Raw genomic sequence first — 21,342 nt, 5'->3', positions numbered from 1 at the left:
TTGCCGTATGAGGATCTTGGCGGTCCGCCTCGACTCCGACGGCGACGTCCTGCTCACCGGCCCGGCGATCCGCGCCCTGGCCGCCGGCGGGCACGAGGTGGTCGCCGTCGTCGGGCCGCGCGGCCGGCAGGCGGCGGAGCTGCTGCCCGGCGTCGCCCGCGTGGTGGTGTGGCACTGCGGGTGGGTGGACGGGGACGCCCCGCCGGTCACCCCGGACACGGTGGGGGAGGCGGTGACCGCGCTCGCCGCCCTGGCGGCGGACGAGGCGGTCGTGTTCACGTCGTTCCACCAGTCGCCGCTGCCGACCGCGCTCGTCCTGCGCCTGGCCGGGGTGCGGCGGATCACCGCGGCCTCGGTCGACTTCCCCGGCGGGCTGCTCGACGTCCGGGCGCGCCCGGGCGACCCCGCCCACGACCCGACCGCCGACCTGCCCGACGATCTCCCCGAGGCCGAGCGGGCCCTCGCGATCGCGACCCGCGGCGGCTTCACCGCGGGGCCCGACGACGACGGGTGCCTGCGGGTCACGACCCCGCCCGGCACGGCCGAGGCCGCCCGCGCGCTGCTCGCGGACCGCGGGATCGGGCCCGGCGACCCCTACGTCGTGCTGCACCCCGGGGCGTCGGTCCCGGCGCGCGCCTGGCCGCCGGAGCGGTGCGCGGAGGGCGTCGCGGCGCTGCACGGCGCGGGACACCGGGTCGTCGTCACCGGCTCGCCCGGCGAGACCGCGCTCACCGCCGCCGTCGCCGCCGGCCACGGCACCGACCTGGGCGGGGCCACGTCGTTCGCCGTCCTCGCCGAGGTGCTGCGCGGCGCCGACGCCGTGGTGGTCGGCAACACCGGGCCGGCCCACCTGGCGGCCGCGGTGGGCACACCGGTGGTGTCGCTGTTCGCCCCCGTCGTCCCGCCCGTGCGGTGGGCGCCCTACGGCGTGCCCCACGTGCTGCTGGGCGACCAGACCGCGCCGTGCCGCGGCACCCGCGCCCGCGACTGCCCGGTGCCGGGTCATCCCTGCCTGGCGGGCGTGCCGGCGGAGGCCGTGGTGGCGGCCGTGGCGAGGCTCACCGGTCACGGAGAGTAGTAGTTCCCCGGGCAGCGTTTATCAGGTCGTTCCCGCAGGGATTTCTCGCCGGTGACTTCCAGCCCCGCCGCACAGCCGTCGCTGACGGTGCTGCACTGGCACGTGCACGGGTCCTGGTCGACGGCCTTCGTCCAGGGACCGCACCGGTACCTGCTGCCCACCCTGCCCGAGCGCGGGCCGTGGGGCGGCGGGCGTCCCGGCGCGTGGACCTGGCCCGATGCGGCCGTGGAGCGATCACCGGAGGAGCTCGCCGCGGCCGCCGACGACATCGACGTCGTCGTGCTGCAACGCGTCGAGGAGATCGACCTCGTCGAACGCTGGACCGGCCGGCGCCCGGGGATCGACGTGCCCGCGGTGTTCGTGGAGCACAACACGCCCCGCGGCGACGCTCCGGCCACGCGGCATCCGCTCGCCGAGCGTGACGACATCCCGGTCGTCCACGTCACCCACTTCAACGCCCTGATGTGGGACTGCGGCCGGGCCCCGGTCCACGTCGTCGAGCACGGTGTCCTCGACCCGGGGCACCGGTACACCGGCGAGCTCGACCGGGCCGCCGTCGTGGTCAACGAGCCCGTCCGGCGCCACCGCGTCACGGGCACCGACCTGCTGGCCGGGTTCGCCGACGCCGTCGGGCTCGACGTGTTCGGCATCGGCTCGGAGCGCCTGCCCGAGGCCGTCGACCACCCGGACATCCGAGTCGTCGGGGACCTGCCGCAGGCCCGGATGCACGCCGAGCTCGCCGCGCGGCGGCTCTACCTGCACCCGATCCGGTGGACCTCGCTGGGGCTCGCCCTCATCGAGGCGATGATGCTCGGGATGCCGGTGGTGGGTCTCGCCACCGCCGAGGCCGCCGTGTCCGTGCCCGCCGACGCCGGTGTCGTCGCCACGGACCCCGCGGTGCTGCACGACGCGATCCGGACCTACCGCGCCGACCCCGACCTCGCCCGTGCGCACGGTGCACGAGGTCGGGAGATTGCGCTCGGGCGCTGGGCGGTCACCCGGTTCTGTGAGGACTGGGACGAGGTCCTGGCCACCGTGGCCGGATCGACCCCGTCCCCCGCGCCCGCCGGGTCGACGACCGCGGCCCCGGGCGCCGTCGCCGTCCCCCTCTAGACGACCCCGTCGGGCCGACGACGGCCCGACCCGACCCGTCCCCCGGACGACGCTCGTCCCGTGACCGGAGCTTCAGCCCACGGCCCCCGGTCCACCGCCACCCATCGTGCGACGTGCACCCGCCGGTCCGTCACGGACCGGGGAGGGGTGCGCGCTACCGCACGCCCGCAGGAGGACTGTGCATGCGGATCGCCATGATCTCCGAGCACGCGAGTCCGCTCGCGTGCACGGCGCCGACAGCCGGCACCGCCGGGCCCGCCGAGGCCGCCGACGCCGCCCACCGGGCCGTCGGGGCCGGCATCGGCGCCGTCGACGCCGGGGGCCAGAACGTGCACGTGCACGCGCTGGCCACCGCGCTGGGTCGTGCCGGCCACGAGGTCGTGGTGCACACCCGCCGGACCGACCCGGTGTCCCCGCAGCGGGTGGCCCTCGGGCCCGGGGTCGTGGTGGACCACGTGCCGGCCGGACCCGCGGTCGAGCTCGGCAAGGACGAGCTGCTCGAGCACATGGGCGAGTTCGCGGCGGTCCTGCGGCGGCGCTGGCGTGAGCGCACCCCGGACGTGGCGCACGCGCACTTCTGGATGTCCGGGATCGCGGCCCTCGAGGCCGGTCGCGCCACCGGGGTGCCGGTGACCCAGACCTTCCACGCCCTCGGGTCGGTCAAGCGCCGCCACCAGGGCGCGCAGGACACCAGCCCGCCCGAGCGGGTCGCCCGCGAGAGCGACCTCGCCGCCTCGGTCGACCGCGTGATCGCCACCTGCCGCGACGAGGTCGCCGAGCTCGTCGCGCTCGGCGTGTCCGCCGACCGGGTCGACGTGGTGCCCTGCGGCGTCGACGTCGGCCACTTCACGCCCGGTCCGGCCCCCACCCCCGGCCCGCCGCGCATCCTCGCCGTCTCCCGGCTGGTGCCGCGCAAGGGCGTCGACACCGCGATCCGCGCCCTCGGGCGCCTCGCGGTCACCGGGCCGGCGCCGGAGCTCGTCGTCGCCGGCGGCCCCACCGCCACCACCCTCGACGACGACGCCGAGGTCGCGCGGCTGCGCGCGATCGCCGCCGCCGAGGGTGTGGCCGACCGCGTGCACTTCGTCGGCCGCGTCTCGCCCGCCGCGATGCCCGAGCTGATGCGCTCGGCCGACGTCGTGGCCTGCCTGCCCGCCTACGAACCCTTCGGCCTCGTCCCGCTCGAGGCCATGGCCTGCGGACGGCCGGTCGTGGCCGCGCGGGTCGGTGGGCTCGCCGACACCGTCGTCGACGGGCACACCGGCCTGCACGTCCCGCCCGGCGACCCCGACGCCGCCGCCCGCGCCCTCGGCGCCCTGCTCGCCGACCCGGCCCGGGCCGCACGGTTGGGCCGGGCCGGACGTGCCCGCGCCGAGACGGACTACGGCTGGGACCGGGTCGCGGCCGCCACCGAGGCGGTCTACCGCGACGTCCTGACCGCCCGCGTCGGGGCCACGGCATCCGCCTCGTCCCTCCCGGCGGCCGGCCTCACCGGGGTGCGCTCATGAGCCCCACGTCCCAGGCCGACCGGATGCCGGGTCGGCCCACCGTCACCTCGGCCGCGGCCGCGCCGGCCGCGCCGCCGGCGCCGGCCCGACGTGCCCGGAGCGTCGTCGACGACCACCTCGACGGCCTGGGCGCGACCCTCGCCGCGCTGCGGACCCACGCGCCGCGGTTCTCGGCGTGGGGCACCGAGCTGGCGGGACGGCTCAGTCGCGGGCAGCGCCTGCTCGCCGCGGGCAACGGCGGCAGCGCGGCCGAGGCGCAGCACCTGACGGCCGAGCTGGTCGGGCGCTACCGGGGCGAGCGCGAGCCGCTCTCGGCGATCGCCCTGCACGCCGACACCTCGACGGTCACCGCGCTCGGCAACGACTACGGCTACACCGAGATCTACGCCCGGCAGGTCCGGGCCCACGGCCGCCCGGGCGACGTCCTCGTCCTGCTCTCCACGAGCGGGCGCAGCGAGAACCTGCTGGCCGCCGCCGAGGTGGCCCGCTCGCTCGGGGTCACCGTGTGGTCGGTGACCGGGGCGGACCCGAACCCGCTGGCCGGGCTCAGCGACGAGGCGATCTGCCTGCCGGGTGCGACGCCCTCGGTGCAGGAGGCGCACCTCGTCGCGGTCCACCTGCTCTGCGAGATGGTCGACGCGGCCCTGGGTCGCTCGGTCGTCCAGGATCCCGGGGGCGCGCGGTGAGCGGCCCCCTCGTCGTCGTCGGCGACGCCCTGCTCGACGTGGACGTCGACGGCCGCGTCACCCGGCTCTGCCCCGACGCCCCGGTCCCGGTGCTCGACGCGGACGCCGAGCACGAGCGCCCCGGCGGCGCCGCGCTCGCCGCGCTGCTCGCCGCGCTCGCCTCGCCGCGCCCGGTCCGCCTGGTCGCCCCGCTCGGCGACGACGCCGACTCCCGGCGGGTGCGGGCGCTGCTCGACGGCCTGGTCGAGGTCGTGGCGCTGCCCGCCGGCGGCTCGCTGCCGGTGAAGAGCCGGATGCTCGCGGGCGATCGGCCGCTGCTGCGCCTCGACCGTGGTGGGCTCGACGCCGGGCCGTGGGACGATGCCGCCCTCGCCGCGGCCCGCGACGCCCTCGCCGACGCCGCCGGGGTGCTCGTCGCCGACTACGGCCGCGGCGTCACCGCCGACCCGGGCGTGCGCGACCTGCTCACCGACACTGCGCGGCGCGTCCCGGTGGTCTGGGACCCGCACCCGCGCGGCACCGACCCCGTCCCCGGCGTCGCGCTCGCGACCCCCAACCTCGCCGAGGCCCGCGCGGCCTCCGGCGAGCCCGACGGCGACTGGCTGCCGACGGCGTCCCGCGCAGCCGCCGCGCTGCGCACGGGCTGGCGGGCCGAGTCGGTCGCGGTGACGGCGGGGGCCCGAGGCGCCGTGCTGCAGGGCGCCGGCGGCCTCGCCGTCGTGCCCGCCCGTGCCGCGACCGGCGGCGACCCGTGCGGCGCGGGGGACCGGTTCGCCGGTGCCGCCGCGCTCGCCCTGGCCGCCGGCCGCACCGCCGACGAGGCCGTCTCCGATGCCGTGTCCGCCGCCGGGTCGTTCGTCGGCGGCGGGGGAGCGGGCGCGGTCCGCCGCGACGCGGACGGTTGGCACGCCCCGGGCCTCCTGCCGCGCGAGGGGACCCCTCGGTCGACTAGAGCGGCCGGAAGTTCCCCTCGCGCATCGGCCGGCCCGGAGCTCGCGTCCGCGGATTCGAGCGATGGGCACCGTCGCTCGACTAGATCGGCCGTGGGCGCCCACCACCAGGCTGGCGGCACCGAGGCCGACTCGAGCGATGGGCACCCTCGCTCGACTAGATCGGCCGTGGGCGCCCTTCGCCCAAACCGTCCCGAGCGCGACGGCGACCACGCCCTCGCCGTCGTCGAGGCCGCCCGCGCCCGGGGCGCCCGCGTGGTCGCCACCGGCGGCTGCTTCGACCTCCTGCACGCCGGGCACGCCCGCACCCTGGGCGCCGCCAGGGAACTGGCCGGGCCCGACGGCGTGCTCGTCGTCTGTCTCAACTCCGACGCCTCGGTGCGCCGGCTCAAGGGGCCCGCGCGCCCGATCGTCGGCCAGGCCGACCGCGCCGAGCTCCTCACCGCGCTGGCCTGCGTCGACGCCGTCGCCGTGTTCGACGAGGACGGCCCCCAGACCGTGCTCGGACACCTGCGCCCCGACGTCTGGGTCAAGGGCGGCGACTACGTCCCCGACGACCTGCCCGAGGCCGGTCTGGTCCGTTCCTGGGGCGGCGACGTCGTCGCCGTCCCGTACCACGCCGGGCGCTCGTCGACCCGGCTCGCCGCCGCCGCGGGCGTCGGCGCGCCGGATCACCACCAGGAAGGAACCGCATGAGCTCACCGCTGCCCACCCCCGATCCCGCCTCGACGACGGAGCCCTCCCGCCCCGCCGGCGCGCTGGGCACCGTCCTGGTGACCGGCGGCTCGTCGGGGCTCGGCGCGGCCGTCGCCGACGCCGTCGCCGCCTCCGGCGGCACCCCCGTCGTGCTCGACCTCAAGGCGCCCGACGCCGGGCACGCCTTCGTCGAGGTCGACCTGGCCGACACCGCGGCCGCCGAGTCGGCCGTCGCGCAGGCCGCCGACACCCACGGCGGGATCGACGCCGTGGTCACCGCCGCCGGGATCGACCGCTGCGGCCGGATCGTCGACGTGGCCCGCGAGGAGTGGGAGCGCGTGATCGCGGTCAACCTGCTCGGCACCGCCGCCGTCGTGCGCGCCGCCCTGCCGCACCTCGAGGCCCGGCGCGGCAAGGTCGTCACCGTCTCCTCCACCCTCGGGGTGAAGGCGGTCTCCGACGCCACCGCCTACTGCGCCTCGAAGTTCGGCGTCGTCGGGTTCACCCGGGCGCTCGCCGCCGAGTGGGCGGGCAAGGTCGGCGTCACGCTGCTCGTGCCGGGCGGGATGTGGACCCACTTCTTCGACGACCGGCCCGACCAGTACAAGCCGGGCGCCGACGCCCGGCTCAACGACCCCGCCGAGACCGCGGACGCCGTGCTGTACGCGCTCACCCGCCCCGCGGGCAGCGAGGTGCGGGAGATGGTGGTGGCCGCCTCCGAGGAGGGCTCCTACCCGTGATCGGACGCGGCCTCGAGGGCGCCCGGGACGTCGTCGTGCAGCGTGAGCACCCGGTCCAGCCCGGTGATCGCGAGCGGACGGCGGACCGAGCGCACCGAGCCGGCGACCAGCAGCAGGGCGCAGCCGCGCCCGCGCAGGTCCTGGTCCACCTCGAGCAGCAGCGTCATGCCGGCGGACGCGAGCAGGACCACGCCGGTCAGGTCGAGCACCACCGTGCGCGCCCCGGTGCCGACGGCCTCGTCGACCCCCGCCCGCACCGCACCGACGCCGGCCGCGTCGACGTCGCCGACGACCGCCACGACGTGCACACCGGGCCCGGCCGGGCGCACCGCGACGTCGACGGTGCCCGGAGCGGGCCCGTCGGCAGCGGGATCGGCGTGCACTCGGCCTCCAGGGACACGGGCACCGCGCGACCTCGCGTGGCGCGGCGGCGGCGCGACGCGGGGGCAGTGCTCGGGACGGCAGGTCGGCGGGGGCCGGGGGCGCGTGTCTCCACCCCGCGGCGGCGTTGCCGAACCCTAGCGAGCCGCCCGCGGCCGGGCCACGCAGCGTCCCCGTGGGCCCCCTCCGTTCGGGTGGCCCGCCGGGCGACCGTCACTCCGCCGGGGCCACCGAGGACTCCAGGACCGCCGCCGACCACCGACGACGGCCCCCGACCATGACCGAGAGGACGACCAACCCCGTGTCCCAGCCGTTGACGTCGGCGCCCCTGGCGGCCGACCTCCCGGAGCGCCTCGCCGCGGCCGCGCCGCGCGTCGTGGTGGTGGGCGACGCGGTCCTCGACTGCTGGATGAGCGGCCCCTCCCGGCGGCTCTCCCGCGAGGCCCCCGTCCCCGTCGTCGAGGTCGAGGTCACCCACGCCTCGCCCGGCGGCGCCGCCAACACCGCCGTGAACCTCGCCGCGATGGGCGCGAAGGTGCGCCTGGTCTCGGTGGCCGGCGACGACGAGGACGGCCGCACCCTGCGGCGGCTGCTCGAGGAGGCCGACGTCGACACCGCCGGGCTGCTCGCGGGCGAGGGCCCGACGGCGGCCAAGCGGCGCATCGTCGCCGACGAGGCCATGGTCGCCCGCTACGACACCCTCCCGCCGCCGCGCTCCCACGACGGCTTCACCACCGCGCTCGACGCCGCCCTCGAGACCGACCCCGACGCCGTCGTGGTCTGCGACTACGGCACCGGCGTCCTCGACGAGGCGGCGGTCGCCGCCCTCGCCGCGCGGCGGGCCCGCTGCGGTGTCCTCGTCGTCGACGCGCACGACCCCGGCCGCTGGGCGCCGGTGACGCCCGACGTCGTCACCCCCAACGCCGGCGAGGCGGCCACCCTGCTCGGGCGCGACCTGGGCGGGCCGGACCGCGCCGGTGCGGCCGAGGCCGCGGCCGGTGAGCTGCGCGCCCGGTCCGGCGCGGGCAGCGTCGTCGTGACCCTCGACCGGGAGGGCGCGCTGCTGCTCGCGGACGGCCTGCCGGCCCACCGCACGTGGGCGCGCCCGGTCCCCGAGAGCCGCGCCTGCGGGGCCGGCGACTCGTTCACCGCCGCGCTCTCCCTCGCCCTCGCCGCGGGCACCCCCGCGCCGACCGCCGTCGAGCTGGCGCAGGCCGCCGCCGACGTCGTCGTCGGGCGCGCCGGGACCGCGGTGTGCTCCACCGGCGACCTCACCGCCCGCGTCGGCGCCTCCGGCGGGACGCTCGCGACCGCGGCCGAGCTCGAACGGCTCGTCGCCGCCGACCGGGCCGCCGGCAAGCGGATCGTGTTCACCAACGGCTGCTTCGACGTCGTCCACCGCGGCCACGTCGCCTACCTCAACCAGGCCAAGCGGCTCGGCGACGTGCTCGTCGTGGCGCTCAACGCCGACGAGGGCGTGCGGCGGCTCAAGGGCCCCGACCGGCCCGTCAACACCCTGGCCGACCGGGCGGCGGTCATCGGCGCGCTCTCGTGCGTCGACCACGTCGTCGGGTTCGCCGACGACACCCCCGTGGAGCTGCTCGAGGCGCTGCGCCCCGACGTCTACGCCAAGGGCGGCGACTACACCCCGGAGATGCTGCCGGAGACCCCGACCGTGGAGGCCTCCGGCGGGCGCGTGGTGATCCTGGACTACCTGGCCGACCGGTCGACCACCGCGACGCTCGAGCGGATCCGCGGCGGCCGGGTGCAGGCATGAGCCACGAGGTCGACGTGATGATCCCGACCCGGGACCGGCCGGTGGAGCTGGCGACGACGCTGGCGGGGCTCGCCGCGCAGACGGGTGGGCCGTCGTTCCGCGTGGTGGTCTCCGACCAGTCGGGTCCCGACGACGGGTCCGGTCCGGCCTCGTTCGACACCGCGTCGGCGACGGCGATGGTCCGGGTCCTGCGCCACCGCGGCGTCGAGGTCGAGCTGCGCCGCCACCTGCCGCGGCGGGGGATCGCCGAGCAGCGGGCCTTCCTGCTCTCGTGCGCCGAGGCCGACGCGGTGCTCTTCCTCGACGACGACGTGTGGCTCGAGCCGGGCGTGCTCGCGCGGCTGCACACGGCGCTGCGCACGCTGGGCTGCGGGATGGTCGCGGCCGCGATGCAGGGCCTCTCGCACGTCGACGACGACCGGCCCGCGGAGCGCGCGCACTACGCCGAGTGGAGCGACGGCGTCCGTCCCGAGCGGATCGAGAAGGGCTCGGCGGCGTGGGAGCGCTGGCGGCTGGGCAACGCGGCCAACGGCGTGCACCTGGCCGAGTCGCTCGGGCTCGACACGCGCGGCGGGCCGGTGCCGGCGGCGTCGACGTGGCGCGCCTACCGGATCGCGTGGGCGGCCGGCTGCGTGCTCTTCGACCGGTCCGCGCTGACCGAGGCCGGCGGGTTCGACTTCTGGCGCGAGGTCCCGGAGAACGCGCACGGCGAGGACGTACTGGTCCAGCAGCGGGTCATGGCCCGCCGTGGCGGGGCGGGCATCCTGCCCAGTGGCGCGTACCACCAGGAGTCCGAGACGACGCTGCCCGACCGGGGGCAGTCAGCGGTGGATCTCCGCTCGCTCTGAGGGGGCCGCCGTGCGCGAACGGCGCCGTCCTCGCGTCGGATGGCAGGAATGTGCCATTGCTTCGCTGGGGGTGGGTGGCCCGACGACGAGCGAGCGGCGCCGTCCTCGCGTCGGATGGCAGGAATGTGCCATTGCTTCCGTCGCGGTGAGCTCGCGGCCTACCGGTTCCGCAGCGTCTGCACCGTCGCCTGCACCCGCGGGTCGCGCAGCATCTCCTCGATCGAGCTCGGAAGCGGGATGCGCCAGTTCGGGTAGGCGTCGGTGGTGCCGGGCAGGTTGGGCTGCCGCGGCTCGTCGAGCACGTCGGTGAACGCGGCCAGCACGATCCGCGAGGAGGCCCGCGCCAGCAGCGCGTGCATCGCGGCGACGATCCGCTCCTCGTCGGTGTCGCCCTCGGCGAGCAGGCCCTGGGAGACGAGCAGCGCCAGCAGCTCCGCCCGGTCCCGCTCGGCCTGCTTGCGCGCGCCGTCCGCGTCGGTCAGCAGCCCCGCCTCCTCGCGGACCCGCACGTGCTCGTCGCGCAGGAACCCGACGGCGGTCGGGAGGTCGTGCGTCGAGATCGTGCCGAGGCTGGTCTGCGACCACTGCTGCGGCGGCAGCAGGTCGCCGTGGTCGTCGCGCTCGAACCACAGCACCGCGCACCCGAGCATCCCGCGGGCCTCGAGGCCCTCGGTGACCTCCGGCTCGACCGTCCCGAGGTCCTCCCCGACGACGATGGCCCCGGCCCGGGTGGCCTCGATCGCCAGCACGGCGAGCATCGCCTCGGCGTCGTAGGAGACGTAGGTGCCCTCGGTCGCCGGGCGGCCCGGCGGGATCCACCAGAGCCGCCACAGCCCGGCGACGTGGTCGATCCGCACGCCGTCGGCGTGGCGCAGGACCGCGGAGAGCATGTCGCGCACCGGGCCGTAGCCGGCCTCGGCCAGCCGGTCGGGGCGCCACGGCGGCAGCGACCAGTCCTGGCCGCGCTGGTTGAAGTCGTCGGGCGGGGCCCCGACGTGGACCCCGGGCGCCAGGAAGGACTGCAGGGCCCACGCGTCGGCGCCGTCCGGGGCGCAGCCGACGGCGAGGTCGGCGATGAGCCCGACCGGCATCCCGAAGGTGGCCGCGTGGGCCTCGGCGAGCTGGAGGTCGAGCAGGTACTGGCACCAGGCGTGGAAGACGATGCGGTCGGCGAGCTCGGCGCGCGCGGCGTCGATGCCCTCGCCGTCGGGGGAGCGCAGCCCCTCGGGCCAGCTGCGCCACTCCGGGCCGTACCGCTCGGCCAGCGCGAACCACGTGGCGACGTCGCGCAGGCCCGGCTCCATCGCGGCCAGCGCGGCCCGGTGCTCGGCGGCCAGCGCCCCCTCGGTCGTGGCGTGCTCGTCGGCGGCCTCGGGGTCCGGGGGCGCGAGGAACCCGCCGGGCACCAGCGGCGGCTCCCGGTCGGGCATGCCGGGCAGCGCGCCGACCGACCCGGCGAAGGGGCGCAGCAGTGCGAGGGCGGAGCGCTTGGCGCTCCACACCTCGTCGTAGTCGATGAGCCCGCGGTCGTCGCGCTCGGCGAGCACGTCGGCGGTGTCGTGGCCGGGCGCGAGCCGGTCGACGGCGTGGCGGACGTGCGCCGGGGCCGCCCGGTAGGCGGGCGTGGCCTGCACGCGCAGCGACACCGGGTGCAGGAAGCGGCGCGACGACGGCGAGTACGGGGACGCCTCGACGGTCGGGTCGAGGCGCAGCGCGTGCAGCGGGTTGGTCAGCACCGCGCCGGCGCCCTGCCCGGCGGCGGCCGTGAGCAGGTCACGCAGGTCGACCAGGTCGCCGCAGCCCCACGACTCGTCGGAGTGCAGCGCGTAGACCTGGACCATCCAGCCCCACGTGCGCGGGGGCTCGGGGGCCCGCGGCGGCGCGACGAGCACCGTCGCCTCGTCCGTCCCGCAGCGCAGCCGGTGGTAGCCGACGGGCAGTTCGGCGGTGGTCGCCGCGTCCAGGGCGGTGACGCTGCGGACCGTGCCGTCCTCGAGGGTCAGCTCACCGGGGCCCGGGAGGGCGCGGTCGGTGGGCGCGACGATCGTCGGCGGGAGGTCGCGGGCCGACCGGGACGCCAGGGCGTCCCGGATGCCGTCGGGCGAGGACGCGTCGACGTCGAGGGCGGCGAGGACGTCGACGACGACGTCGGCGTCGACCTCCACGGTGCGCTCCGCCGCGTCGCGGTAGCGCGTGGCGACGCCGTGGGCCGCCGCGAGCTCGGCGAGGTCGTCTGGGACGGAGGGCACCGGTGCTCCTCGGGGGTCGGGCGATGCGGGGGGTCAGGGTCCCAGGTGCCCGAACGGTGCCCTCGGCACGTGGGCACTTTCCGGTGGTCGTGACCACCGGAGAGTGCCCACGCGGCGCAGCGGACCTACGGACGGCGCTGGTGCGGGACCCGGGCGAGCGGGCGGCGCGAGGCGACGAGGCGGTCGGCGACGTCGGACGCCGACGTGCGCGGCCGGCGCACGGTGGCGAGCGCCTCGATCTGCGTGCGGGTGAGGCCGATCTCGCCGTCGAGCGCGGCCCCGACCTCGGTGGCGGTCCAGCCGCGCTCGAGGAGCAGGTGCACGAGGGCGAGCGCGGAGCCGCGCTCGCGGCGGGCGCGGGAGACGAGCGGCGCGAGGTCGGCGGGGAGCTCGGGAGCGGGCGCGGCCGGGGCCTCGGGGGCGGGAGCGTCGGGCAGCACGGTCATGGGGGTGATCGGGGAGTCGGGGGCAGGGGCGGCGGGGACGGCGGTGTCGAGCCGGGTGGAGATGGGATCGAGGAGCACGGTCACCTTCCGTTCGGATGACAAACGTCTACGGGGACAACTACTACCAGGGTGCGCACGCTGTGTGACACCGAAACACCGGCCCGGTCACACGGGGGTCAACAGGCCGCGTTCGCGGACCACCGGTATCGACAACGTGCGATATCCGGCGTCGTCGAAGAGCACGACCACCGTGTCGTCCTCCACCGTTTGGACCACTCCGCGCCCCCACTCCTCGTGGGCCACGGTCTCGCCCGGTGCCGGCTGTCCGTGGGACGTCCCGGAGCGCTCCCCGGGATCGCCGACGTCGCCGGAGTCACAGTGGTCGCAGTTCCCGCAGGGCTCCTCGCGGGGCTCGCCGAGCACCTCGAGCAGGGTGCGCCGACGACAGCCGCGCCCCTCGGCGTACCGGCGGACCAGCTCGACCTTGCTCTGCTGCCGTTCCCGGCTCCGGGCGACGAGCCCGGCCGCGGACTCGCCGACCGCGGTCGCGGGATCGGTGTTCGTCCCGGCCGCCAGCCGCCGTCCGGGGACCTGGCGGGCCGAACCGCCGGTCACCAGCGCGGGGACGGCCCGGGACAGCGCGGCCTTCGACAGCCCGGCCGCGTCGGCCAGCTCGGCCTGCGCGACGCCGTCGTCGGGGTGCAGCCGGACCGCCTCGACGACGGTGGCCAGCGCCGCGGCCTTCGCGTCGCGCCCGGAGGCGAAGAGCTTGGGGCGCGAGAGGTCCTGCGGGCGGTGCAGCAGCACCGCGCGCGCCGACCCGCCGTCGCGCCCGGCCCGGCCGATCTCCTGGTGGTAGGCGTCGATCGAGGTCGGCACGTCGGCGTGCACCACCCAGCGGACGTCGGGCTTGTCGATGCCCATCCCGAAGGCGCTGGTGGCGACGACGACGTCGAGCTCGCCGCCCATGAACGCGTCCTGGATGCGCTGCCGGTCGGCCTTGCGCAGCCCGCCGTGGTACGCCTCGGCCGCCGTCCCCGCGGCGGTGAGCCGCTCGGCGAGCAGTTCGGTGTGCCCGCGGGTGGTCACGTAGACGATGCCGACGGGGCCCGCCTCGGTGCGCAGCGTCGTCACCTGGTCCACCGCCTGCTCCCACTTGGCCTCCTCGTCGTGCACGAGGTGCACGGTGAGGTGGGTGGCGGGGCGGTCGACGTCGCGCACCACCACGCAGGCGTCGGGGATGCCGAGCAGCTCGAGGATCTCCTCGCGGGCCGGCACCGACGCGGTCGCGGTGAGCCCGAGGACCCGCGGCGATCCGAGGGCGCGGGCGGCGGGCGCGAGGGCGAGGTAGTCCGGCCGGAAGTCCGGGCCCCAGTCGCACACGCAGTGCACCTCGTCGACCGCCAGCAGCGTCGGCGAGCCGGCCGCCAGCTCGGCGAGCACGTCGGGCCGGGCGAGCTGCTCGGGGGAGGTCACCAGCACCTCGATCTCCCCGGCGGCGAAGGCGCTCAGGAGCTCGCCGCGGCGCCCGGCCGGGAGCTCGGAGTTCAGGGCCTCGGCGCTCACGCCGGCGTCGCGCAGGTGCGCGACCTGGTCGCGGTGCAGCGACAGCGTCGGAGACACGACGACGGTGCGCCCGCCGAGGACCGCCCCCGCGATCGCGTAGATCGCGGTCTTGCCGGCGGCGGGCGGGAGCACCGCGAGGGCGTCCGTGGTCAGCGTCGCGAGGATCGCGTCGCGCTGGCCGCTGCCGAGCTCCGCGCCCTCGCCCAGCACCCGGACGGTGGCCGGGCCGACGGCGTCGGCGAGATCGGCGGCGACGGGTCCGCAGGGGCCCTGGGTGAGCTCGTCGGTCACGGCGCCGGGATGGGCATCGCCGACCCGCCCGAAACGGTCCGATCGCAGGTCGACGCCACGGTTGTGGGCAACGCGGTGACGGGTACGCCGACGCGGTGACGCTGCAGAAGGTGGACCCCCACGGCCCGGGGATCGGGCGCCGTCGGCGCGGCCGCGGGTGGAGCTACCACGACCTCACGACCGGCGAGGCCGTGCGTGACCCGGAGGCGCTCGACCGCATCGAGGCGCTCGTCATCCCCCCGGCCTGGCGCGACGTCTGGATCTGCCCGGTCCCCGACGGCCACATCCAGGCCGTGGGCACCGACGCCGCGGGCCGGCGGCAGTACCGGTACCACGCCGACTGGGTCACCCAGCGCGACGCGGAGAAGTTCGCCCGGGTCGCCCGTCTCGGCGCGCTCATGCCCGACGCCCGCCGTCGCCTCACCGAACAGCTCGCCACCGACGGCCTCGGCCGCGACCGCGTCATGGCGGGCGCGGTGTGGCTGCTCGACCTCGGCGCGTTCCGCGTGGGCGGGGAGGAGTACGCCGAGCGCGACCGCCACAGCGAGGCGTCCTTCGGCCTGGCGACGCTGCGCCGCGACCACGCCACCGCCCGCCGCGACGGCGCGGTCGAGTTCCACTACACCGCGAAGGCCGGGGTCGACCGGGTCATGACGATCCACGACCCCGAGACCCACCGGCTGATCTCCTCGCTCAAGCGCCGCCGGGGCGGCGGGGACGACCTCCTGGCCTGGCGGCGCGGCCGCCGCGGCGGGACGTGGCACGACGTCACCGCCGACGACGTCAACGACGCCGTCCGCGAGCTCCTCGGCGAGGAGTTCACCGCGAAGGACCTGCGGACCTGGAACGCCGGCGTGGTGGCCGCCGTCGCGCTCGCGACACAGGTCGACGACGACGGCGCCCCGCCGCGGGCGCAGCGCAAGCTCAAGGCCGCCGTCACCCACACCATGAAGACGGTGGCCGGGCAGCTCGGCAACACCCCGGCGGTGTCCAAGCGCTCCTACGTCGACCCGGTGCTCGTCGAGCACTTCGAGGCCGGCCGCACGGTGCGCGACGCGATCCTCGGCGCCGACCCCTCCGACCTCGCGATGCGCGACCGCATCGAGGAGGCGGTGCTGACGCTCGTCGGGGACCGCGGCGGGGCCTAGGGACCGGCCCGGCGGTCTAGGCGGTCGCGGGCCGGGCCGTCATCTCGGCCCACACCGTCTTGCCGTCGGGGTGGCGCAGCACGCCCCAGGAGTGCGACACCGCGGCCACCATCGCGAGGCCCCGGCCGCGCGGGGACGACGTCGGCGGCGCCTGCCACGTCGTCGCCGCCGGCACGTCGTGGCCGGTCGCGCCGGTGTCGTAGTCGCGCACAGCCATGCGGAACGCGTCGCCGTGCCGTTCGACCTCCACCACCGAGGGACTGGTGGCGTGCTCGACGGCGTTGGTGAGCAGCTCGGTGATGACGATCTCCGCGGCCTCCCGCACGTCGACGTCGAGGCCCCAGCGGCGGCAGACCTCCCGGACCCGGGCGCGGGCGTGGCCGGGCGCGTGCGGGTCGACCTCGAAGCGCCAGCTGTCGCGCACGACGGGCGGACGGTCGGCGAGGTGCGCGAGCGCCTCGTCGACGGTGTCGTAGACCGGCACCTCCTGGTCGACCCGGGAGGCGGTCAGCAGCGAGGACAGCGCCGGGTCCGGCGCGACGAGCCCGAGGCAGGCGCCCGGCCACCCGCCGGCCCGGGCCAGGGCCTCGGTGAAGACGTGCACCGTCGAGCTGTGGTGCGGGACCAGCGCGGAGACGTCGAGGACCACCCCGTGGTGCTCGCCGATCAGGGCGGTGAGCCCGGTGACGAACTCGGCGCGACCGGCGCGGTCGAGGTCACCGCCGACCGTCACGACCACCGCGCCGCCCGCGGGCGGCGCGGGCCGGACTTCCCACGCGAGCTTCTGCACGATTCACCTCGCGGCCGTGGTACCCCGGGTCCGGGGGACCCAAGCCCGGGTGGACGACGGATCGGGGACGGTGCGCGGGCGGGCCCGGGCCGGGCAGGACATCATGGGGTGGTGAGCGAGGACGCGGAGGGCGTGATCCAGGAGGCCCGCGAGCGGTCGGCGCTGGCCGCGGCGGCCGCCAGCGGCGCGGGCGATGGCGCGGGCACGGGCGAGCTGGTCGAGTCGCCCGGCGCCGTCATGCGCGTGGCCGGGATGGTCGGCAAGCTCATCGAGGAGGTCCGGCAGGCCCCGCTCGACGAGGCCGGGCGCGCGCGTCTCGCGGACATCCACGCCCGCTCGATCGACGAGCTGGGCAAGGGCCTCGCCCCGGAGCTGCGCGACGAGCTGGACCGCATCTCGCTGCCGCTGGACACCGACGCGGTGCCCAGTCAGGCGGAGCTGCGGATCGCGCAGGCCCAGCTGCTCGGCTGGCTCGAGGGGCTCTTCCACGGCATCCAGAGCGCCGTGCTCGCCCAGCAGATGTCGGCGCGCGGCCAGCTGGAGCAGATGCGGCGGGGTCGTGGGGGTGCCCTCGGCGAGGCGGTCGAGGGGGGTCAGTTCGGGGGCCAGTACCTCTGACGCCGTCCGGCGGCCCCGTCGGCGTCAGGCCTCGAGGACGACGTCGCTCGTCGGGCGGCGCAGCGCGGAGCGGCGCTCGTCCTCGGTGAGCCCGCCCCAGACGCCGTAGGGCTCCCGGGTGGCGAGGGCGTGGCGGCGGCACGGCTCGAGGACCGGGCAGCTCATGCAGACCTTCTTCGCCTGGCTGGCGCGCTGCTCGCGACGCGGGCCACGCTCACCGTCGGGGTGGAAGAAGAAGCTCGAGTCCATCCCGCGGCAGGACCCGTGGAGCTGCCAGTCCCACTCGTCGATGATCGGTCCGGGGAGCAGGCGCACGTCGGCCACGAGGACCTCCAGGTACGAAGAGCGCGCTGGGCGCCGTGGAGGGTCGGAACGGTGTGGCCCGACCCGGTCAGCGCGGGTATAGCCATCCCTCGACCACGACAAACCCGGGTTCGATCACCCGGTCGGACCCGGTGGTCCACGGACGGGTGGCGGTCGACCGGGCGGTGAGTGGTGGGACGGGCCATCCTCGCCGCGGTGGGTCGGCGACCGTGCGTCGCGAGTAGGGTCGCCGACAGTGGGTATCGTGCGGCCGCACTGGCGTCACCGCAGCCCAGAGACACCCAAGAGGAGTGCAGTGCATGTCCGAGAGCGCAGGGAACGGGGGGCGTGAGGTCGTGGCGACCGAGGACGACTTCTCCACCGAGGAGCCGATGGGGGTCGAGGTCGAGCGCTCCGGCGACACGTCGGTGATCCGCCTGTCCGGCGAGATCGACATGCTGACCACGCCGGCGCTGCGGGCCAAGGTCACCGAGGAGCTGGGGGCCGGGCTCACCGTGCTCGTCCTCGACATGCTCGCCGTCGAGTTCCTCGGCTCGAGCGGGCTCGCGCTGCTGGTCGAGGCCCTCGACGAGTCGCGCAACCGCGGTGTGGCCCTGCGCCTGGTCGCCGACAGCCGGCCGGTCAGCCGTCCGCTGCAGGCCACCGGCCTCACCGACCTCTTCGAGATCCACCCCACGGTGGAGGAGGCGCTGGCCGCCTGAGGCGGCCCGCCCCGGGGAGAACACCGTCGCGACGGGCAGCCGACACGCTCGTCGCCACCGGTCGTGACCGGCGACGCGTGCGCCGATACGGTGACGCACGATCGCCGCACCCCCGGTGCCCGATCGTGCCCCCACCCCCGGAACATCTCGTCGGCCCCGTCCGACCCGCCGCGAAACGGAGACCCGCAGTCGTGCAGACGCCCGAACCCGCCCAGCGTGAGCGCGTGCCCGAGGTTCCCGCTCCGGGAGCGGCGACGGAGGTCGACGGCTTGCCGGCCACGAAGGACCTCGCGGAGGTGCCCAGCCCGGTCGAGGTGCGGGTGCACGCCGACCCGGCACTGATCCCGTCGGTGCGCGCCGTCGCCGCGGACCTCGCGGCCCGGGCCGACTTCGACCTCGACGCGGTGTCCGACCTGCGGATGGCCGTCGACGAGGCCTGTTCGGCCCTCGTGCCGCTGGCCGCGCCGGGCGGGCAGCTGCGGTGCGGGTTCACCGTCGCCGAGGGCCGGATCGCCGTGGTGGCCCGCGTGCCCGTCGAGTCGCCCACCACGCTGCGCCAGGACACGTTCGGCTGGCGGGTGCTGGACACCCTCACCGACGCCGCCGAGGTCCTCGGTGGCGACGGCGGGTGGATCGGCATCCGGTTGCTGAAGGACCGGTCGACGACGTGAGCGCGCCGGCCGGGGAACAGCGCGGGGACGACTCCTACGGCCACCTCGTGCCGATGCTCATCGAGCACGCCAACCTCCCCGCGGACGACCCCCGCCGCGAGGCCCTGCGCGACCGCCTCGTCGAGGGCTACCTCCCGCTGGCGCGCCACATCGCCCGACGCTTCTCCCAGCGCGGCGAGCCGCAGGAGGACCTCGAGCAGGTCGCCACGGTCGGGCTGATCCACGCGGTGGACCGGTTCTCCCCGGAGCGCGGCTCGGACTTCCTGTCCTACGCGGTGCCGACGATCACCGGCGAGGTGCGTCGCTACTTCCGCGACAAGGCGTGGTCGACGCGCGTGCCGCGCCGGCTCAAGGACCTGCGCCTCGCGATCGGTTCCGCGATGCCCGCGCTCTCCCAGGAGCTGGGCCGCGCCCCGACGGCGGGTGAGCTCGCCGACCGGCTGCAGCGGCCCCGCGAGGAGGTCCTCGAGGCGCTCGAGGCCGCGAACGCGTACCGGTCGAGCTCGCTGGACGACATGCTCGTCGACGACCCCTCCTCCGGGCGCCTCGCCGACGTGCTCGGCACCGACGACGACGAGCTCACCCAGGTCGAGCACCGCGAGACCGTCCAGCCCGCCCTGCGCCGGCTGCCCGAGCGGGAGCGCACGATCGTGATGCTGCGCTTCTTCGGCGGGATGACCCAGACCCAGATCGCCGAGCGGGTCGGGGTCTCGCAGATGCACGTGTCCCGGCTGCTCACCCGCACGCTGGCGGCGCTGCGGCAGGAGCTGTCGGAATAGGCCGGAGGCCATGTGAACGATTGTGGTCGCTGGGACGACCAAAAACGTTCACATGGACGGGGTGCGTCGCGAGACTGCGCGACCCCTTATGTTGTGAACGATTTTGGTCGTCCCAGCGACCAAAATCGTTCACATGCGCACGGAGTGCGCTCCCCCCTCGTGCCGGGTCCGGCCCGTCCGCGCCAACAGCTCGAGCAGCGGCACCGCCACCCGCCGCGTCGTCCCCAGCGCCTGGCGGGCCGCCGACACCGTGAACGGCTGCTCGAGCGTCGCGAGCACCTCGACCGCGCGGTCCGGGCCGTCGGGCAGCAGGTAGACCCCGTCGGCGACCCGGAGCAGCTCCCCCGCCCGCACCGCCGCCCCCAGCTGCTTCGCCCCGAGCCCGAGCTCGGCGAGCCGGTCCGCGTCGGGTGCCGCGAACGGCGACGACGCCAGGTCCTTCGCGACCTCCGCGAGCGCCGTCCGCACGGCCGGCGGCAGCCCGCCGTCGCCACGGCGCAGGATCCGTCCGCCTTCCTCGGTCAGGTCGTCCGAGGCGGGCGGACGGGCGAGCACGAGCGCGAGCAGCCGCGGCTCGGGCAGCTCCAGGGCCCGGGCGGCGGCCCGCGCGGGTAGCCCCGGGTCGAGCGGGTCCGCCCGCGCGTGCTCCGCGACCGCGTCGACGAGCCGGCCCGCGAGCGCGTCCAGGTGCTCCGGGTCGACGAGCCAGCCCGCCAGCCCCGGCGCGTCGGGTGGCGCCCCCGCGAGCCCCAGCCCCGCCAGGTCGTCGATCCGCAGGAGCTTGCGACGGTGCAGCTCCGCGGCCGGGTCGGGTGCCCCGGAGGTCCCGGCGAGCTGCGCTGCCCGCGACCGCGCCGCGCCCCGCCGGCGCAGCTCGGGCGGGCGGACGTCGAGCACCGTCACGCCGCCGAGGACGGCGTGCGCGCCCGGGTCGCGCAGCAGCGCGCGGTCGCCGGGGCGCAGCGGCAGCGGGACGCGCAGTGTCAGCCGCAGCGTGCGGGTGCCCGGCTCGGCGCCGGCGTCCGGGGCGTCGGCGCGGGAGAGCGGCCGCACGCGGGCCGCCACGGCCGCGGACCCGACGTGCAGCATGACCTGCGCGGGCAGGGCGTCGTCGGCGCTCCGCGCGCCGGTCCCGCGCGGCGGGTGGAGCCGGACGTCGACGACGGACGTCGCCAGCCACCGCCCCGGGGTGAGCAGCGCGTCCCCGCGGGAGAGCGCCTCCAGCGGCACGCCGCGCAGGTTCACCGCCACCCGGGACACGGCCTCGGCGGCCTCGACCGGCGCCCCCAGCGCCTGCAGGCCCCGCACCGTCACCGGGCGGTCGCCGTCGGCGCCGGCCAGCACCAGCTCGTCGCCCGCCGCGATCCGTCCGCCCCCGAGCGTCCCGGTGACGACGGTGCCCGCGCCCCGGATGGTGAACGCCCGGTCGACCCAGAGTCGCACGTCGCCGCCGCGGTCGGGCGCCGGGAGCCCCTCGACCAGGGAGACCAGCGCGGTCCGGAGCTCGTCGAGCCCCTCGCCGGTCGCGCCGGACACGCACACCGCGGGCAGCCGCCCGAGCGACGACTCCGCCAGGTGCTCCAGCGCCTCGTCACGCGCGAGCTCGGGGTCGGCGAGGTCCGAGCGCGTCACCACCAGCAGCCCGTGCCGCACCCCGAGCGCGTGCAGCGCGTCGAGGTGCTCGCCGGACTGCGGCATCCAGCCCTCGTCGGCGGCGACGACGAACATCGTGGCCGGGACCGGCCCGACGCCCGCCAGCATCTGCGTCACGAACCGCTCGTGCCCGGGCACGTCGACGAACGCGACCGGCTCGGCCAGGCCCGGCAGCGTCGTCCAGGCGAACCCGAGGTCGATCGTCATCCCGCGCCGGCGCTCCTCGGCCCACCGGTCGGGCTCCATCCCGGTCAGCGCCCGGATCAGCGTGGACTTGCCGTGGTCGACGTGGCCGGCCGTCGCGACGACCCTCACGGTGCCGACCTCAC

20 protein-coding genes are annotated in these 21,342 nt (G+C 76.9%); 13 read left to right on the top strand and 7 right to left on the bottom strand.

From position 1 onward, the window contains the following. Positions 1-7: 7 nt before the first annotated feature. The 6 genes from HH311_RS00165 to HH311_RS00140 all read left to right on the top strand — a co-directional run bounded on the left by HH311_RS00165 (position 8) and on the right by HH311_RS00140 (position 6,771). Complete coding sequence (locus tag HH311_RS00165) at positions 8-1,078, top strand: glycosyltransferase family 9 protein (protein WP_169181591.1); 1,071 nt, start codon at positions 8-10, stop codon at positions 1,076-1,078. Between the two features lie 51 nt (positions 1,079-1,129). Next, a complete protein-coding gene (locus HH311_RS00160; RefSeq protein WP_312029849.1) occupies positions 1,130-2,191 on the top strand; it encodes a glycosyltransferase in 1,062 nt (353 codons plus the stop codon). Between the two features lie 182 nt (positions 2,192-2,373). Then, positions 2,374-3,699 carry a glycosyltransferase gene (locus HH311_RS00155; protein ID WP_169181590.1) on the top strand — a complete coding sequence of 442 codons (1,326 nt, stop codon included), beginning with the start codon at positions 2,374-2,376 and terminating at the stop codon, positions 3,697-3,699. After that, positions 3,696-4,385: an SIS domain-containing protein gene (locus HH311_RS00150; RefSeq protein WP_248291978.1), complete on the top strand. Its 690-nt coding sequence runs from the start codon at positions 3,696-3,698 to the stop codon at positions 4,383-4,385. Before HH311_RS00155 ends, HH311_RS00150 begins: the two co-directional genes overlap by 4 nt. Beyond that, a complete protein-coding gene (locus tag HH311_RS31205; protein WP_312029848.1) occupies positions 4,382-6,031 on the top strand; it encodes a PfkB family carbohydrate kinase in 1,650 nt (549 codons plus the stop codon). The genes HH311_RS00150 and HH311_RS31205 overlap by 4 nt, the downstream gene beginning before the upstream one ends. Continuing rightward, positions 6,028-6,771, top strand: coding sequence for an SDR family oxidoreductase (locus HH311_RS00140; RefSeq protein WP_169181589.1), 744 nt, complete (start codon positions 6,028-6,030; stop codon positions 6,769-6,771). Before HH311_RS31205 ends, HH311_RS00140 begins: the two co-directional genes overlap by 4 nt. Here the strand turns inward: HH311_RS00140 and HH311_RS00135 are convergent. After that, positions 6,762-7,154 (bottom strand): STAS domain-containing protein, encoded by a 393-nt coding sequence (locus HH311_RS00135; RefSeq protein ID WP_169181588.1) that lies wholly within the window; start codon positions 7,152-7,154, stop codon positions 6,762-6,764. The genes HH311_RS00140 and HH311_RS00135 overlap by 10 nt on opposite strands. A gap of 275 nt (positions 7,155-7,429) precedes the next feature. On the opposite strand from HH311_RS00135, the gene rfaE2 reads away from it, so the two are divergent. Together rfaE2 and HH311_RS00125 are read left to right on the top strand one after the other, a co-directional pair. Then, positions 7,430-8,929: a D-glycero-beta-D-manno-heptose 1-phosphate adenylyltransferase gene (gene rfaE2 / locus HH311_RS00130; protein ID WP_169181587.1), complete on the top strand. Its 1,500-nt coding sequence runs from the start codon at positions 7,430-7,432 to the stop codon at positions 8,927-8,929. Beyond that, positions 8,926-9,777, top strand: coding sequence for a glycosyltransferase family 2 protein (locus tag HH311_RS00125; RefSeq protein ID WP_169181586.1), 852 nt, complete (start codon positions 8,926-8,928; stop codon positions 9,775-9,777). Before rfaE2 ends, HH311_RS00125 begins: the two co-directional genes overlap by 4 nt. 158 nt (positions 9,778-9,935) lie before the next feature. On the opposite strand, the gene malQ is transcribed toward HH311_RS00125, so the two are convergent. The 3 genes from malQ to HH311_RS00110 form a co-directional block, all read right to left on the bottom strand. Continuing rightward, the gene (malQ, locus tag HH311_RS00120; RefSeq protein ID WP_312029847.1) at positions 9,936-12,026 is read right to left on the bottom strand and encodes a 4-alpha-glucanotransferase; all 2,091 of its coding nucleotides are present in this window, start codon (positions 12,024-12,026) and stop codon (positions 9,936-9,938) included. A gap of 125 nt (positions 12,027-12,151) precedes the next feature. Further along, the gene (locus HH311_RS00115) at positions 12,152-12,550 is read right to left on the bottom strand and encodes a hypothetical protein (protein WP_169181562.1); all 399 of its coding nucleotides are present in this window, start codon (positions 12,548-12,550) and stop codon (positions 12,152-12,154) included. Positions 12,551-12,637: 87 nt separating this feature from the next. After that, positions 12,638-14,329 (bottom strand): RecQ family ATP-dependent DNA helicase, encoded by a 1,692-nt coding sequence (locus HH311_RS00110; protein ID WP_169181585.1) that lies wholly within the window; start codon positions 14,327-14,329, stop codon positions 12,638-12,640. Between the two features lie 95 nt (positions 14,330-14,424). On the opposite strand from HH311_RS00110, the gene HH311_RS00105 reads away from it, so the two are divergent. Further along, the gene (locus tag HH311_RS00105; protein ID WP_169181584.1) at positions 14,425-15,477 is read left to right on the top strand and encodes a DNA topoisomerase IB; all 1,053 of its coding nucleotides are present in this window, start codon (positions 14,425-14,427) and stop codon (positions 15,475-15,477) included. A gap of 16 nt (positions 15,478-15,493) precedes the next feature. On the opposite strand, the gene HH311_RS32985 is transcribed toward HH311_RS00105, so the two are convergent. Further along, positions 15,494-16,267 (bottom strand): ATP-binding protein, encoded by a 774-nt coding sequence (locus HH311_RS32985; protein WP_169181583.1) that lies wholly within the window; start codon positions 16,265-16,267, stop codon positions 15,494-15,496. A 111-nt stretch (positions 16,268-16,378) separates the two neighbouring features. On the opposite strand from HH311_RS32985, the gene HH311_RS00095 reads away from it, so the two are divergent. Beyond that, positions 16,379-16,885 (top strand): proteasome activator, encoded by a 507-nt coding sequence (locus HH311_RS00095; protein ID WP_396027410.1) that lies wholly within the window; start codon positions 16,379-16,381, stop codon positions 16,883-16,885. A 24-nt stretch (positions 16,886-16,909) separates the two neighbouring features. Here HH311_RS00095 and HH311_RS00090 read toward each other — a convergent pair whose 3' ends face one another. Then, entirely contained in the window at positions 16,910-17,209 is a 300-nt protein-coding gene (locus HH311_RS00090) for a WhiB family transcriptional regulator (RefSeq protein ID WP_312029846.1), read from the bottom strand. Between the two features lie 299 nt (positions 17,210-17,508). Here HH311_RS00090 and HH311_RS00085 point away from each other — a divergent pair, with 299 nt between their 5' ends. The 3 genes from HH311_RS00085 to HH311_RS00075 all read left to right on the top strand — a co-directional run bounded on the left by HH311_RS00085 (position 17,509) and on the right by HH311_RS00075 (position 19,360). Further along, the gene (locus HH311_RS00085; RefSeq protein WP_169181582.1) at positions 17,509-17,910 is read left to right on the top strand and encodes an anti-sigma factor antagonist; all 402 of its coding nucleotides are present in this window, start codon (positions 17,509-17,511) and stop codon (positions 17,908-17,910) included. Positions 17,911-18,179: 269 nt separating this feature from the next. Then, complete coding sequence (locus tag HH311_RS00080; protein WP_248291977.1) at positions 18,180-18,581, top strand: ATP-binding protein; 402 nt, start codon at positions 18,180-18,182, stop codon at positions 18,579-18,581. A gap of 53 nt (positions 18,582-18,634) precedes the next feature. Continuing rightward, a complete protein-coding gene (locus HH311_RS00075) occupies positions 18,635-19,360 on the top strand; it encodes an RNA polymerase sigma factor SigF (protein WP_211189516.1) in 726 nt (241 codons plus the stop codon). Positions 19,361-19,489: 129 nt separating this feature from the next. Here the strand turns inward: HH311_RS00075 and selB are convergent, their stop codons facing one another. Continuing rightward, the gene (gene selB, locus HH311_RS00070) at positions 19,490-21,328 is read right to left on the bottom strand and encodes a selenocysteine-specific translation elongation factor (protein WP_169181579.1); all 1,839 of its coding nucleotides are present in this window, start codon (positions 21,326-21,328) and stop codon (positions 19,490-19,492) included. Positions 21,329-21,342 lie beyond the last annotated feature (14 nt).

Origin of the sequence: Actinomycetospora sp. TBRC 11914 (genome assembly GCF_012933465.1) — a bacterium.
Classification (GTDB): Bacteria; Actinomycetota; Actinomycetes; order Mycobacteriales; family Pseudonocardiaceae; genus Actinomycetospora.
Note: the sequence above shows the minus strand (reverse complement) of the source record. Positions and strands in the feature narration are given on the sequence as shown.

What these genes read in the sequence shown, in the direction of transcription:
- HH311_RS00165 (WP_169181591.1), top strand. Translation starts at nt 8, where the DNA reads ATGAGGATCTTGGCGGTCCGCCTCGACTCCGACGGCGACGTCCTGCTC.
- HH311_RS00155 (WP_169181590.1), top strand. Translation starts at nt 2,374, where the DNA reads ATGCGGATCGCCATGATCTCCGAGCACGCGAGTCCGCTCGCGTGCACG.
- HH311_RS00150 (WP_248291978.1), top strand. Translation starts at nt 3,696, where the DNA reads ATGAGCCCCACGTCCCAGGCCGACCGGATGCCGGGTCGGCCCACCGTC.
- HH311_RS00140 (WP_169181589.1), top strand. Translation starts at nt 6,028, where the DNA reads ATGAGCTCACCGCTGCCCACCCCCGATCCCGCCTCGACGACGGAGCCC.
- rfaE2 (WP_169181587.1), top strand. Translation starts at nt 7,430, where the DNA reads ATGACCGAGAGGACGACCAACCCCGTGTCCCAGCCGTTGACGTCGGCG.
- HH311_RS00125 (WP_169181586.1), top strand. Translation starts at nt 8,926, where the DNA reads ATGAGCCACGAGGTCGACGTGATGATCCCGACCCGGGACCGGCCGGTG.
- HH311_RS00085 (WP_169181582.1), top strand. Translation starts at nt 17,509, where the DNA reads ATGTCCGAGAGCGCAGGGAACGGGGGGCGTGAGGTCGTGGCGACCGAG.
- HH311_RS00075 (WP_211189516.1), top strand. Translation starts at nt 18,635, where the DNA reads ATGCTCATCGAGCACGCCAACCTCCCCGCGGACGACCCCCGCCGCGAG.